A 14,693-nucleotide genomic window follows, 5' to 3' on the forward strand; every position below is an offset into this window, starting at 1 on the left:
GGGCGGACACAATCATGTCCGCCCTTTTTATTTATTCCTTCCAACATGAACAAGTTTTACCTGCTGTTTCTTTCGCTTCTTGGCGGCCACACGGCATCGGCTCAAACGCTGCCGCTGCGCCTCTGGTACGACAAACCGGCCACTTACTTTGAAGAAGCGCTGCCTATAGGCAACGGAAAGTTGGGCGCCATGGTTTACGGAGGTACCGAGACCGACTCGCTCTGCCTAAATGACATCACGCTGTGGACCGGCTCTCCCGTCAACAGAGATGAGGGGGGAGAGGCTTGGAAGCGCATTCCCGAAATCCGCGAAGCCCTCTTCCGCGAGGATTACCGGGCCGCCGACTCGCTCCAGCTCTATGTTCAGGGCCACAACTCGGAGTATTACCAGCCCTTGGGCCTGCTCTATCTGACCCATCTGGGCAGCAAGGAGCCGGTGCAGAACTACCGTAGAGAGCTGGACCTGGACAGCGCCATCTGCAAAATCAGCTACCGACGGGGCGACGTAACCTACCGCAGGGAGTACCTGGCCTCGCATCCCGACAAGCTCATCGCCATCCACCTGTCGGCCTCCAAGCCGCAAATGCTCAACTGCAAGATAGCCCTCACCTCGCTGCTTCCGCACAAGTCGAAAGTCTCCAAGGGGCAAATCATCCTCACGGGCAATGCCGTAGGCGACCCTGAAGAGAGCATCCACTTCTGCACGGTGCTCAAAGTCAGCTCGCGCGACGGCGCAGTCACCGTAGCCGACAGCAGCCTCTGTCTCCGCGATGTAACCGAAGCAACGGTCTACATTGTCAACGAGACGAGCTTCAACGGCTTCGACAAGCACCCCGTTCGCGAAGGAGCGCCTTACATAGAGACGGCTATGGACGAGGCGTGGCACCTCATCAACTACGCTTACTCCGACTTCCGCAGCCGCCACATAGCCGATTACCGCGCACTCTTCGGCCGGCTCAGCCTCAATCTTGACGGCAGTCAGGCAGATGATACGCGCACTACCACCCGGCAGCTCAAGGACTACACCGACCAAGGTGGCCACAACCCGTACCTCGAAACGCTCTACTTCCAGTACGGCCGCTACCTGCTCATCTCGTCATCCCGCACTCCCGGCGTGCCTGCCAACCTGCAGGGACTCTGGAATCCGTATGTCCGCGCACCCTGGCGCAGCAACTACACGGTAAACATCAACCTGGAGGAGAACTACTGGCCGGCCGAAGTGGCCAACCTGCCGGAGATGAGCAAGCCGCTGGAAGACTTCATCCGCGCCCTCTCCATCACCGGTAAGCACACCGCACAACATTATTACGGCATCAGCAAAGGATGGTGCTCGAGCCATAACTCCGATATTTGGGCCATGACGAATCCCGTTGGCGAGGGCAACGAGAGCCCCGAATGGGCCAACTGGAACATGGGAGGAGCCTGGCTGCTGAGCACGCTCTGGGAGCACTACCAGTTCACGCAGGACAAGGATTTCCTACGCTCAACGGCCCTGCCGCTCATGAAGGGAGCCGCCGACTTCATGATGGAATGGCTCGTGGAGAACCCGAAAAAACCGGGAGAACTCATCACCGCCCCCAGCACATCGCCCGAGAACGAGTACAAAACGCCCCAAGGATACCACGGCACTACCTGCTACGGCGGCACTGCCGACCTCGCCATCATCCGCGAACTGCTATCAAACACCTGCAACGCCATCATCGCTCTCAACCCCAAGCTGATGCAGCAGAGGCGTTCCGGCACCGGTATTGCGAACGAGGACGAAGCCTACGTGCTCCGCCTCGACAACACCCTGGCCTGCCTCCATCCCTACACCATCGGCCACATGGGCGACATCAACGAGTGGTATTACGACTGGGACGACTGGGATTTCAAGCATCGGCACCAGTCGCACCTCATCGGTCTCTACCCCGGTCACCATATATCCATAGACAAAACGCCCGAACTGGCAGCTGCGGCTCGCCGCTCGCTCGAGATAAAGGGCGACATGACGACCGGCTGGAGCACTGGGTGGCGCATCAACCTGTGGGCCCGCCTGCACGATGCCAAGCAGGCCTACCACCTCTTCCAGAAACTTTTGACCTACGTGACGCCCGACAAATACACGGGCGAAGACCGCCGTCGGTCGGGTGGAACCTATCCTAATCTGTTCGACGCGCATCCTCCGTTCCAGATAGACGGCAACTTCGGCGGCACTGCCGGTGTGTGCGAAATGCTTATACAGAGTGCAGACGGCCGCATCGAGCTGCTTCCGGCGCTGCCCTCGGCATGGCAGAGCGGTTCCGTAAGCGGTCTGCGCGCCCGCGGCGGCTACGAGGTGAGCATGCGATGGGCGGCCGGCCGCGTAACCGAAGTTACACTCCTGCCCACCGTGAGCGGCAAGGTAACATTAGTGTACAACGGCACCGAGCGCACCGTCAAACTCAAGAAAGGCCACAGCAAGACACTCAGATGAAGCATGCGTTCACCTTCCTGCTGCTTGTCCTGCAGTTGCTCAGCCTCTCGGCGCAGGAGTTCGGCACGCACTGGATAAGCCATCCGCAGCCAGACTCCACCTCGCAGGTATGGTTCCGCCATACCTACACGGCGCCTTCAAAGCCGCTGCGGGGCTCCATTACCATCACTACAACGGGCCTCTACAAGCTCTACATCAACGAGATTGAGGTAGGCAGCAGTCCCGTACTGCAGCAGTACGGCGCCAACACGGCCCAAGCCACTGCCGCGAGCTACAACGTTACGCGCTACCTGCGCACCGACAGCAACACCATAGCCGTGTGGTATTCGCCCGCCTTCCCGCATCCGGAAACGCGGCAGGTTTCGGTCGTCTTCAGCGGACAATACATCAGCGGCACCCCCTTTGCCCATTACAGCAATGCCGACTGGCTCTGCCGCCACTCCGGCGGACAGCTGCTGCCGGGCGGAGGCGAGCTTTTTGACGCCACGCTCAGCAACGACTACTGGAACGCCAACGACTTCGACCCGGCCTGCTGGCTCGGAGCCGTCAGCACAAAGGCCGCAACCGCTCCCGCAGCCCTACATGTACACTCCTTTTATACAGAAGAAAAAACGACCAACATCAGGCCGCCCAAATACTTCGATGTTGAGCACGACAGCCTATGGTTCGACTTTGGCGAAGGCTTCAAGGGCACCGTTCGCATAACCCTGCGCGATGCCCACCCCGGCGAGCACATCCACATAGGCGGCTTGGAGTACATCTGCAGCGGACGCATGGACGAGCAGGCCTACCGCCGCTTCACCGCTTCCTACAGCCGTAAGGTGCTCGTCTGCGGCGACAGCTGGTTCCGCCGCGAGCAGATACAACAGGTGGAAGCCTTGCAGCAGGCCAGCACATGGCACCGCAGCTACCTGTACTGATTGTTCAAAAATTCGGTTAAAACGGCTCTCCTTTCATCTAAAAAGCGTATATTTGCAGAAAAGAGAGCACATGACAGACAAATTATTAGAACCCATAACCATTGAGTTGGTCAAGGAGAAACATCCCGGCAGCAGCTTAGATAACGACATGCTGCTTATTCCGGAGATTGCCGGACTGCCCTTTCCCACCGAAGCGCGCCGCATGCAGTGCATCTTCGTGGCTCTGTGCCTGCGTGGCAGGGCCAACTACTCCGTCGATACGGCACAACACGTCATCAGTCCCAACGACGTCATCCTCATCAGTCACGGTCAGGTTTTGTCCGATTACATGTTCAGCCCCGACTTTAGCGGCATGGGGTTCCTCATCTCTCCGGGCTTTTTCAGCGAAATAGTGAAAGACGTACACGAAATATCAACGCTCTTTCTCTTTGCCCGCTACCACCCCATTTCGCAGCTTCGCCCCGATGAAATGGCCACTTTTAAGGAATATTTCTTCATGCTCAAGGCCAAAATCGACGACTACGACCACCACTTCAGGCGCGATGTGGTGCGCTCCGTCATCACCACCATGATTTACGACCTGGGCAACACCATCTACCGCATACAGCATGCCGACTACCGAAAGCAGCCCCGCAGCGAGAAGATATTCTACGATTTCATCAAGCTCTTGGAGCTTAATTTCCGCCATGAACGCCGTGTTGGCTGGTACGCTTTGCAGCTCGGGCTCACGCCCAAGTACCTGTCAGAAACCATCAAGCAGGTGAGTCAGCGCACCCCCAACGAGTGGATAGACAACTATGTGGTAATGGAACTGCGCGTGCTGCTCAAGAATTCGACCAACAGCATCAAGCAGATAGCCGACGAAATGCACTTTCCCAACCAGAGTTTCCTCGGCAAATACTTCAAGGAACATGTGGGCCAATCGCCTACGGAGTACCGAAGGTCGTAGCCGTAACATACCTTTTGCTTTTTCATTAGCCCTTAATTACCCATCGTGCTGATTTATCATCCCCTCCTAACCTCCCCTTTCCAAGGGGAGGAAACGTTGCTGCATAGTAGCTGATGATTTGACAATATACCCCAAGAAATGGCTGCAAAGCTAACCGGTAACCTCCCCTTGGAAAGGGGAGGCGGAGGAGGGGATGACCTGATAGCAGCAAATAGCAAAATTGAGGGAAAAATCATCCCCTCCTAACCTCCCCTTTCTAAGGGGAGGAAACGCTGCTGCAGGTTTCCTGCCGGTTAGCTTCAGATTATTGAAGACAGAGTAACAGAGTAATTTTGAAGCTGAAGCAAGGTGGGTTGTGAGTAGCAACGAGTGTGTAATAACAAGCAACTAAGCAAACCGGTAACCTCCCCTTAGAAAGGGGAGGCGGAGGAGGAGATGACCTGATAGCAGCAAATAGCAAAATTGAGGGAAAAATCATCCCCTCCTAACCTCCCCTTTCTAAGGGGAGGAAACGCTGCTGCAGGTTTCCTGCCGGTTAGCTTCAGATTATTGAAGACAGAGTAACAGAGTAATTTTGAAGCTGAAGCAAGGTGGGTTGTGAGTAGCAACGAGTGTGTAATAACAAGCAACTAAGCAAACCGGTAACCTCCCCTTGGAAAGGGGAGGCGGAGGAGGGGATGAGTAAAATGTAGGAGGAAATCACTCGATGAAACCGCCTTTTTTCAGCTCTTCGGCCACAGCACAGAGCTCGTTGTACCACTCCCGGCCAAACCGTCGCACGAGCGGCCCTTCCAAGAAACGGTAAAGCGGCAGGTCGAGCTGCTCACCTTTACGGACTGCACAGCTGCAAATAGCCCACCGGTGATAGTTAATGCCGACGAGGTCTCCGTCGAAACGCTTCTCGCGAACGGGATAGAGCGCACACGAAATGGGCTTCATGAACCGCGACCGTCCGGCTCTGCAGGCCTTCTCCAGCGCGCAGAGGCACGTTCCTTTGTCGTAGCAGGTAAACACGCAGTCTTTTCCGTTCACGATACTGGTTACCAGTTCACCCTCCGCATCGGTGTAGGCCACGCCCTGCTTGTCGATTACAGCCTGCGCCGAGGCCGACAAATCGGGCCACACCGTATCGAGCGAGGCTTCAATTTGGCCGATTTCATCGAGGCTAACCGGTGCTCCCGCGTCGCCTTCCACACAGCAGGCACCCTTGCAAATATCAAGGTCGCAGCAGAATTTCTCGGTAAATATATCGGGCGAAACCAGTACGTTGCCCACCTGCAGGATATGGAGGTTCATTTTGCTCATACGCAGTTGTAAGTTGTGGGTGCAAAGGTACAAAAACGCCTTTAATGCACAAAGGAAACTGCCACCGTACTTTCGTAAAACAACTCCCTGCCTTTCCGGTGCCTTCACACCGCCTTCAAAAGTGTCAAAGCTATGCTCCACGAACTTTCGACACTTGTCGCACATGAATTCGACAATTGTCGCACATGAATTCGACACGTGTCAAAAGTTCCTGAAGATATAATCTTTTACCGGCCTAACCGCACTGGAAACGACCTCGGAAAGGTCGAAGTTAATAGAGGGAGAGCAGGAGATGGCTGCCATATGAGCGGACAAAGACCGCTGAAAACTGCCAAAGACCGACCTCGGAGAGGTCGAACTCTCATGTAACCGCATGCCTGGGAGGCCGCGAAGCGGCCGAGTCGGCTTGCGGATAAGCCACTCCACATTACCCTCGACCCCAGCGGGGTCGCCCTAAACCGCTGCTAACTGCATGTCAAGTAAAGGCGTCTCCTACAGAGACGAGATACTATATACATCCTTACCGCAAGCCAACTCGGCCGCAGTGCGGCCTCCCCGGCATGCGGTTACATAACAAGTAGACCTCTTCGAGGTCATGTCCGGCCGGTAAAAAAGAGGAAAGCTGCTACCCCGTTGCATGCCAACACACTCCCCTACCCACTACTCACCACGCCACGGGCGCCAGGCCCTGCGACTCCAGATAGGCGTTGCAGCGGGAGAACTGGTGGTTGCCGAACCAGCCGCCACGGTTGGCCGACAAGGGCGAAGGGTGCACGCTCTCGAGCACGAGGTGCTTCTGCTGGTCGATGAGGTACTTCTTTGAGCGCGCATAACCGCCCCAGAGCATGAACACAAGGTGCTCCCGCTCGGCGCTCAAGGCCTTGATGGCGGCATCCGTAAACCTGTCCCAGCCCAGCTTCTGGTGGCTGTTGGCCATGTGGGCCCGCACCGTGAGCGTGGCATTAAGCAGCAGTACGCCTTGCCGGGCCCAGCGGGTGAGGTCGCCGTTGGCCGGCATCGGCGTGCCCAGATCCATCTCTATCTCCTTGAAAATGTTAATGAGCGAGGGCGGCATCGGCACACCCTGCGGTACAGAGAAGCTGAGTCCCATGGCCTGACCGGGCTCGTGATAGGGGTCTTGGCCGATGATGACGACCTTTACACGGTCGAAGGGACAGAGGTTGAAGGCGTTGAAAATCAGCTTGCCTGGCGGATAACAGGGGTGGTGAAGATACTCCTCGCGCACGTAGTTGGTGAGGTTAACGAAGTATTGCTTGTCAAATTCGGCCCCGATGTGCTGCTTCCAGGAGGCTTCGATGTCTACATTCATATTCGTGCTCGTTATGGTTTGTACCGCAAAAATAGGCATTTAAGGGCAGAAAAGCAAAAAAGCAGGCGGATTTCTGACTGCCGGCGAGATTTTTGGTAACGCGGCTTGGAACATTCAACACTATTTTTTATATTTGCATTTGTACTGCCGCGGGGCAGCCCGAACCATCAGATACCGAAACCGACACACACATGAAAACAACCTTCAGGACGCTTGCCCTGCTTCTGCTCCTGTCCATCAAGACCGCCGCCGGTCAGACTCTGCCCGGCGAACGGATATTTCTGTGCACCGACCGCACGGCCTGCACGGCCACCGACAGCGTGCGGATAGACGGCATCCTCATGGCTACCGACACGCTCGGCGGCCCTTACAGCCGCTACGTTTACGTGGAACTCATCAATAGCCAGGACTCTCTCTGCCTGCAGCAGAAGCTGCGCTGCGAGCCCAGCGGCCGTTTTCACTCCGCATTCCAGCCGCTGACAGTCTGGCCGCAGGGCACGTATCGGCTGCGTGCCTACACACGGCTGATGCGCAACTACCCCCCCGAAACCTTCCCGCTGCTCACCCTCCGCATCGGTAATGATGACAGTCGGCAGCCTGCTGTGAGCCGTGGCGTGCGCTGTTACCTATACCCTGAGGGCGGCCATATGGTGGGTGGACTGCGCCAGAGCATAGCCATCAGACTGACCGACGGCAGCGACCGTCCGCTCCGGGGCAGTTTTTCGGTTACCGACAGCAGGCAACGAGAGCTGGCAAGTGGCACCACCACCGCCTCGGGTTGGCAGCTGGCGGCCTTTACGCCGGAACCGGGAGAGGCCTATTATATAAAGGTGGAAACGGAGAACGGAAAGGAGACGTTTCCCGTTCCGGCTCCAAACACTGTGCCGGTAGTGCAGAGTGCGCTCAAAGGCAACATCCTCTCGTACTACGTTCACCCGCAACTACCGCCGAAATATGCCCTTTACCTATACCACCGACAGTTGGGATTGCAGCGTATCAACCTAAAACGCAACGGCGGAAAGATTGATGTCACGGGGCTGGGAGACGGGCTCGCATCGCTCATTCTGACCGATGAAATGGGCGAAATTGTATCGGAGAGCTTCCAGAGAGTTGGGTTCCGGCAAGGTCAGCAAACAGCTGTCGGCGTGGCGGACGGCAACCCCGCCGGCGTTCTTTGCACATTCCGCCGAGCCATAAGCGACACTACCGCCAGCCTGCCGCAGGCCGTTCCGGCGCTCATACTGCAAACCGACGTGGCTTCGCCGGCACCTTTCCCGAAGAATTACGGCCGCCCCGGCGAGGACAGCGAGGCCGACCTGCGGGCGTGGCTCTGTTCGGCAACCTTCTGCCGCATCAACCTCAAGGCCGCCCAAGAGGGCAAACTCACCCTCCCCTACGCCCCCGAAACGCAGCTCGCCCTTAGCGGCAGGGTCACTTACCGCGACGGCGGGCGCCCCGTAAGGAACGGTTCGGTCATGGCCTACCAGAAGAGCAACAACGCCGTTTTCACTTCACAGACCGATGAAATGGGCAATTTTCGCATCCCGGTTGATGATTACAACGACGGCGAGGAGTTCTATCTGCAGGCTTACGACAAAAAAGGAAAGGCCTACTACTGCCGCTATGAGATGACGGAAGACGCCCCGCCGCCGCTCGCCCGGCAGCAATCTGACCTTGCATCTGAAGCCTACGGAGGCGACGAAGCGCAGCTCAACAGGCCCGGCTTGCACGGTGTAAACAGACTGCCGGAGGTTCGCGTAACCGCCAAACGCCGCATGTACGACCAGGAGGAGAAGCTCTTCTACAAGTCAACGCTGCTTACCCACGCTGATATACAATCACACAACCTGATTGATTTCAAGCATGTAGTCGAATACTTCTTTAAATACATGTACTTGACAGGCAGCGAACAAGTAGGCTATGTTCTCAACAATCGTAGGGCTTCGACATTACAAGCCAACCAGTCCATTAAAATTCTCCTCGACGGAACACCCATTTCTGTTAACCAAGTGCTCTATATGGACATGAACGATATGGAATCCATCGAATATCTTAGCGCGGTTGAAGCTGCAAAAAGAGCTGATGTTGGTGGTGCCATCAATGGAGCGTTGGTAATGAAGACCCGCAGCTTTAAGCCTGGTACGGAGAAAACAGAAAGCAAAGGAGTGATGTACCGCCCTTTGGGGCTCACAGGCGGGCGCAAAAAAGATATCATTCCAACGATGAAATCGGCCAAAATGAACCTCCAGGAATGGGTTTTTACCGACACCGTTTATAAGGATGGGAGGGTGAGCAGCACACAAACAAAACGGTAAGACCGAAGCTCCTGTACGCCTGCTCTTGGCATGCAGGCAAACAGCCTCTATCCGGGCAGGTTGGCGAAGCTATGCTTCAAGGCTCCTGAAGGTATCGGTCAAGAGGCTTGAAGATGCCGTTCAACAGGCTTGAACGATAGCTCCAGAAATGCCGGGGGCTGCAAATGACTGTACGAGGGGATAGATTGCACTGGGCAAGAGGGAAACAACGGCTCTCTTGCTGCAAATCTCCGCACCCCGGAAAGGGCTGCTGCGCGAGGCCCGAAAGCAAACAAAAACGTCCTATACGCCGCCAATTTGCGGCATATAGGGCGCTCTTATAGAGGGAGGGATTAATCGGTAATCAGGTTCTCACCCGTCATATCGGCCGGCTGCTCCAGGCCCATGATGTGCAGAATAGACGGTGCCACGTCGGCCAGACGGCCGTTCTTAACGGTTGCCGAGTTGTTATCGGTCACGTAGATAAACGGCACCGGGTTGAGCGAGTGGGCCGTGTTGGGCGTGCCGTCGGGGTTAATGGCATTGTCGGCATTGCCGTGGTCGGCTATGACAATGGCCTCGTAATCGTTTGCCTTGGCAGCTTCAATCACGTCGTGTACGCAATGATCCACCGCCCAAACGGCCTTCGCGATGGCGTGATAGACGCCCGTGTGGCCCACCATGTCACCATTTGCAAAGTTGACTACGATGAAGTCGTACTTCTGAGCATTGATGGCAGCTACCAACTTGTCCTTAACTTCGTAGGCGCTCATCTCGGGCTTGAGGTCGTAAGTGGCCACTTTGGGCGACGGAACGAGAATTCTGTCCTCCCCGTCGTAGGGCTCCTCGCGCCCTCCATTGAAGAAGAAGGTAACGTGAGCGTACTTTTCGGTCTCGGCGGTGTGCAGCTGTTTCTTGCCGAGTTTAGAGAGGTATTCGCCCAAGGTGTCCTCCACGTTCTCCTTGGGGAACAGCACATGCACGTCTGTAAAGTTGGCATCGTAGGGCGTCATACTGTAGAATTGCAGGCCCTTGATGGTGTGCATGCCCTCGTCGGGCATGTCCTGCTGGGTCAGCACGGTAGTAAGTTCCTTGGCGCGGTCGTTCCTGAAGTTGAAGAAAATAACCACATCGCCTTCCTGTATCGTGCCGTCAACGGTCGAGTTGTTGATGGGTTTGATGAATTCATCTGTCACTCCGTCGGCATAACTCTCCTCTACAGCCTTCACCATGTCGGTAGTTTGCTTGCCTTTAGCTTCTACCAAGAGGTCGTAAGCCTCCTTTACACGGTTCCAACGCTTATCTCTGTCCATGGCGTAGAAGCGACCCACGATGCTTGCTATGTGGGCATCGTTCTGCCGGCACACTGCTTCCAGCTCCTTGATGAAGCCTGCGCCGCTCTTTGGGTCGGTGTCGCGGCCGTCCATGAAGCAGTGAACGAAGGTGTTCTTGAGACCATATTCTTTTGAAATCTCAACGAATTTAAAGAGGTGATCGAGTGAAGAGTGCACGCCGCCGTTGCTGGTCAGGCCCATCAAGTGGAGCTTCTTGCCCGTCTGACGGGCGTAGCTGTAGGCCGAAACGATTTCGGGATTCTTCATGATGGAGCCGTCCTTGCAGGCGCGGTTTATCTTTACGAGGTCCTGATACACAATGCGGCCGGCGCCGATGTTGAGGTGTCCCACCTCCGAATTGCCCATCTGACCGTCGGGCAGGCCCACATCTTCGCCCGAAGCCTGCAGCTGCGAGTGGGCTGAAACTGCAGTCAGATAGTCCAGGTAAGGCGTAGGCGTGTTGTAGATAACGTCACCCTCACCGTGTTTACCGATTCCCCAACCGTCGAGAATCATCAATAGAGCTTTCTTTGCCATAATAAAACTAATATCTAAAAAGTAATTTTTTCAATCTGCAAATTTACTACAAATAAGCCGATTGGCAAAATCTGAAGGGATAAAAGCTTTTAAATGGCAACGTTTCTTCTATCGACTTTTGGCGGAGTTTGCAGTTTTCGGCCATTTCATCGGATATGAGTAAGGAGTTGGCCCGAGCAGTCTGAAGGTAACGGGAACGGCATATCTCACTTTTACAGGCCTGCCGTTCCGGCTTCCGGGGTTCCACTTGGGCATCAGCTTCAATACTCGCAGGGCTTCAGCATCCAGCAAAGAGTCGACAGAGTGGACAACCTTGAAGTCAGTACATGTACTGTCCGGATTGACTGAAAAGCTGACCACTACCCTTCCCTGGATGCAATTTTCGGCATACTCGGCGGGGTATTTCAGGTTTGCAGCAATGAAATCCATCAACGCCTTGGTACCTCCAGGAAAAGAAGGCATGATTTCCGCTGGCTCAAAACACTTCCGCTCCGAGCGTGGGTTCTGTGCAACCGCTGCCTGAACCGACAGCAGCAACACCACTAAACAGAAGAATAAACGTTTCATATCTTTAGGTTTTAAATGAGAATTGACAAACTCCAAGGCCGAAGCCGATAGTTCTTCGGCCCGAGAAACATATTATCTGCCGCTCCTGACACATTCATTTGCGGGCGTGATTGACTGTTTTTGCCGATTTCACCGAGTCTTTTTGAATTTCCTCCGGGGGAATTCTGAAGTTGATGGGAATATTAAATCTCACCCTTACTGCCTCGCCGTCGATGCGTCCGGGGCTCCATTTGGGCATCAGCTTCAATACCCGCAAGGCCTCTGCATCCAGCAAAGGGTCGACAGATTGGATAACTTTGAAGTCGGAACATGTGCTGTCCGGGTTTACGATAAAGCTCACCACGACCTTTCCCTGGATGCAACCATCAACGCACGAGTCGGGGTATTTCACGTTTGCAAGCAAGAAATCCTGCAATGCCTTGATACCTCCGGGATAAGCAGGCATGTCATTCACTGTTGCAAAGCAAATCAGCTTTGGGAGCGGGTTCTGTGCAACGGCTGCCTGTACTGACAGCAGCAACACCACTAAACAGAAGAACAATCGTTTCATATCTATAGGTTTTGAATGTCCGTAAATCAAGGCGCAACCGGCTGACTCACAGCATGACCGGTACTGCAGGCCTCCAAGTTGCGCCTTGCAGATTTGAGTTTGGATACTGCAAAGATACAGTCTGGCCCGCCATTCTGCAATACCTGAATGACCATTGACACACTCAAAGGCATAAACCAACTGATTATCAGCGCAATAAAATATCCATTCAACTGTTTTTGACACAACAAACGAGAGCCTCCACCACAATTACAAGCTGCTGCAAGCACCACCAACGGCAGGCCTGCTGGCACCAAAAAGCCCCGCACACTTTACAGCATGCGGGGCTTGGAAACTAATACCTATACGTGATTTTATATGATCTCAATCTGGCGCTGGACCTTGGTTTTGGACTCCTCCATCTTCGGCAGGTCGACATAAAGCACGCCGTTGTCTACGCGAGCCTTGATTTTGTCCTTCTGAACATCATCGGGCAAGATGAGTGTTTGCTCGAACTTGCTGTAGTTGAACTCACGGCGAAGGTAGTGAGCTTTCTTGTCTTCCTCCTTCTTTTCATTCTTCTGCTCCATCTTGATGTTGAGGTTACCCTCGTCATTAATGTTTACAGAGAAGTCTTCCTTACGCAAACCGGGGGCTGCGAGCTCAATAGTGTACTCCTTGTCACGTTCTACCACGTTGATGGCTGGAGCCGTTGCGTTGGCACGAGGCATAAAACCTGTATTAAAGAAGTCCTCGAATACATCCGGTAACCAAGAACTGTTGTGCATTACTGGTAACATAATTAAATCCTCCTATTTTAAAAGTTAATGGTTTATCTTTATCATTTATCTTGAACTCTTACGTGTTCACATACCCTTATGCAATAAACATACCAACGCAGATTTTTGTCAATATGACACAAAAAGATGCCAGGATGTCAGCCCGCAGGCGTCATTCAACAAGCTGGGAAACGAGAAGAAAGGGGCCGAAAGCTTGATGATATCAATATTTTCAGCTATCTTTGCAAGGACATGAAAAGGACAACCATACTGCTGTTTGTCGCCCTTGCAGCCCTTGTCGGGTGCGGAACGGGCGGCCGCTCCGGAGCCGGAAGCCCGGAAGAGGCGGCACAAGCCTACGTTGACAGTGCCCTGCACTACATCGACGGCGGCGACCTTGTCTCGGCGCTCGTGCAGCTGCGGCAGGCCGAAAAGCTGCTCCCACGCCTCGACAACGCCAAGACGCAGTACCAGATATGCCAATACACGGGCTGGATACTTGAGAACACGGGCGCCAACAGCAAGGCTCTGGGCTACATGGAGCGCGCCCTCAGCTACGCCCGCCGTTACGGCAAGCCGGAGTACATGGTAGATGTGTACATCAACCAGGCCAACACCTTATATAATATGGGCCTCAACGACAGCGCCTGGAGAGTGAACCTGCGGGCGGCAGAGTTCTTTACCCAGGCCGACCAAGGGCAGAAGTCGGTCATCCTGAAGAACATTGCATACTACGAACTGCTGCACGATTCGCTGCCCGAAGCCGAGCACCACGCCTACCGCGCGGCCATGATGGCGCAGGATTCGTCGGCCCTCGGCAATGCCATCTCGCTGCTTTCCACCATCTACACGCGGCAGAACAAGCCCCAGCAGGCCAGCCTTTTGAGTAATATTGCCCAGCAGGAGAAGGCCCACCGCATGCAACTGCGCATGCAGGCCGAGTACGACAAGCAGGTTATCCTGCGCCGGCAGGCCGAAGAGAAGCTCTACTTCAGCATCGCCATCATCGCCTTGCTGCTCGTCATCTTCGCCCTCACGCTCTGGTACTACCGCCGCACGCAGGCCTTGTACCGCCGTTACCGCACGCGCGTGGCGGCCATCAAGGCCGACACCCTGGGCTGGCTGAGCCGCAAGGACGCCACCATAGGCGAGATGAAGCGGCAGATAGACGCCAAGACGCGCGAGGTGCAACAGCTCAGCCAACAGCTGCCGGCACAGCTGCAGGGCGACGAGATGGCCTCGTCAATTGCCGAAACAAAACTCGGAGTAGACGTGTTGTACGCCATCCTGACGGAGGACAACATCAGCCAGTACGGCAAGCAGGAGCAGAAAGCCGTAACGGAGGTGATGAAGACCATAGACCGCGAGCTGGCCTATCTTATCGACAACCCCGACTATGCGCTCACACCAAAGGAGACATTCTTCTGCATCATGGAGCGCAACGGCAAGACCGACGCGCAGAAGGCGCGCTCTTTCTGCTGCTCGGAGCAGGCCGTGCGCTCTACCAAAAGCCGCCTGAGCAAGAAGATAGACATAGAAGGCATCAGGCCGAAGGCTCCGCTCTAAGCGCCGAAACATATACTGCTGGGCAAAGACACCGGTTTGTCTTGCCGCTTATTGATTGCAGTTTATCAACTTGTAAGGAGCGTATGGGCGCCAGGGTATCCTCCCCTTGGAAAGGGGAGGTTAGGAGGG

At 55.0% G+C, this 14,693-nt stretch carries 11 protein-coding genes; 5 read left to right on the forward strand and 6 right to left on the reverse strand.

Annotation, left to right across the window (positions count from 1 at the left end; genetic code table 11):
* Nucleotides 1-45: 45 nt before the first annotated feature.
* From BMW31_RS04350 to BMW31_RS04360, 3 genes are all read left to right on the forward strand, one after another.
* On the forward strand, nucleotides 46-2,454 hold the full coding sequence (locus BMW31_RS04350; RefSeq protein ID WP_091821581.1) for a glycoside hydrolase family 95 protein: 2,409 nt from the start codon (nucleotides 46-48) through the stop codon (nucleotides 2,452-2,454).
* Nucleotides 2,451-3,374, forward strand: a complete 924-nt coding sequence (locus BMW31_RS04355) for an alpha-L-rhamnosidase N-terminal domain-containing protein (protein WP_091821584.1) — start codon at nucleotides 2,451-2,453, stop codon at nucleotides 3,372-3,374. Before BMW31_RS04350 ends, BMW31_RS04355 begins: the two co-directional genes overlap by 4 nt.
* 70 nt (nucleotides 3,375-3,444) lie before the next feature.
* Complete coding sequence (locus BMW31_RS04360) at nucleotides 3,445-4,323, forward strand: AraC family transcriptional regulator (protein WP_091821587.1); 879 nt, start codon at nucleotides 3,445-3,447, stop codon at nucleotides 4,321-4,323.
* Between the two features lie 699 nt (nucleotides 4,324-5,022).
* Here the strand turns inward: BMW31_RS04360 and BMW31_RS04365 are convergent.
* A complete protein-coding gene (locus BMW31_RS04365) occupies nucleotides 5,023-5,628 on the reverse strand; it encodes a DUF3109 family protein (protein ID WP_091821590.1) in 606 nt (201 codons plus the stop codon).
* A gap of 664 nt (nucleotides 5,629-6,292) precedes the next feature.
* Nucleotides 6,293-6,958 (reverse strand): uracil-DNA glycosylase, encoded by a 666-nt coding sequence (gene ung / locus BMW31_RS04370; RefSeq protein ID WP_091821593.1) that lies wholly within the window; start codon nucleotides 6,956-6,958, stop codon nucleotides 6,293-6,295.
* Between the two features lie 191 nt (nucleotides 6,959-7,149).
* Here ung and BMW31_RS04375 point away from each other — a divergent pair, with 191 nt between their 5' ends.
* The gene (locus BMW31_RS04375; RefSeq protein WP_091821595.1) at nucleotides 7,150-9,273 is read left to right on the forward strand and encodes a carboxypeptidase-like regulatory domain-containing protein; all 2,124 of its coding nucleotides are present in this window, start codon (nucleotides 7,150-7,152) and stop codon (nucleotides 9,271-9,273) included.
* Nucleotides 9,274-9,605: 332 nt separating this feature from the next.
* Here BMW31_RS04375 and gpmI read toward each other — a convergent pair whose 3' ends face one another.
* The 4 genes from gpmI to BMW31_RS04395 all read right to left on the reverse strand — a co-directional run bounded on the left by gpmI (nucleotide 9,606) and on the right by BMW31_RS04395 (nucleotide 13,007).
* The gene (gene gpmI / locus BMW31_RS04380) at nucleotides 9,606-11,123 is read right to left on the reverse strand and encodes a 2,3-bisphosphoglycerate-independent phosphoglycerate mutase (protein WP_091821598.1); all 1,518 of its coding nucleotides are present in this window, start codon (nucleotides 11,121-11,123) and stop codon (nucleotides 9,606-9,608) included.
* Nucleotides 11,124-11,231: 108 nt separating this feature from the next.
* Complete coding sequence (locus BMW31_RS04385) at nucleotides 11,232-11,690, reverse strand: energy transducer TonB (RefSeq protein ID WP_091821601.1); 459 nt, start codon at nucleotides 11,688-11,690, stop codon at nucleotides 11,232-11,234.
* A gap of 94 nt (nucleotides 11,691-11,784) precedes the next feature.
* Nucleotides 11,785-12,240 (reverse strand): energy transducer TonB, encoded by a 456-nt coding sequence (locus tag BMW31_RS04390; protein WP_091821604.1) that lies wholly within the window; start codon nucleotides 12,238-12,240, stop codon nucleotides 11,785-11,787.
* A 353-nt stretch (nucleotides 12,241-12,593) separates the two neighbouring features.
* Complete coding sequence (locus BMW31_RS04395) at nucleotides 12,594-13,007, reverse strand: Hsp20/alpha crystallin family protein (RefSeq protein ID WP_091821606.1); 414 nt, start codon at nucleotides 13,005-13,007, stop codon at nucleotides 12,594-12,596.
* 243 nt (nucleotides 13,008-13,250) lie between these two features.
* Here BMW31_RS04395 and BMW31_RS04400 point away from each other — a divergent pair, with 243 nt between their 5' ends.
* The gene (locus BMW31_RS04400; RefSeq protein ID WP_091821609.1) at nucleotides 13,251-14,564 is read left to right on the forward strand and encodes an ATP-binding protein; all 1,314 of its coding nucleotides are present in this window, start codon (nucleotides 13,251-13,253) and stop codon (nucleotides 14,562-14,564) included.
* The last annotated feature ends 129 nt before the right edge of the window (nucleotides 14,565-14,693 follow it).

The sequence above is a fragment of the Prevotella sp. kh1p2 genome, assembly GCF_900111525.1.
GTDB lineage: Bacteria > Bacteroidota > Bacteroidia > Bacteroidales > Bacteroidaceae > Prevotella.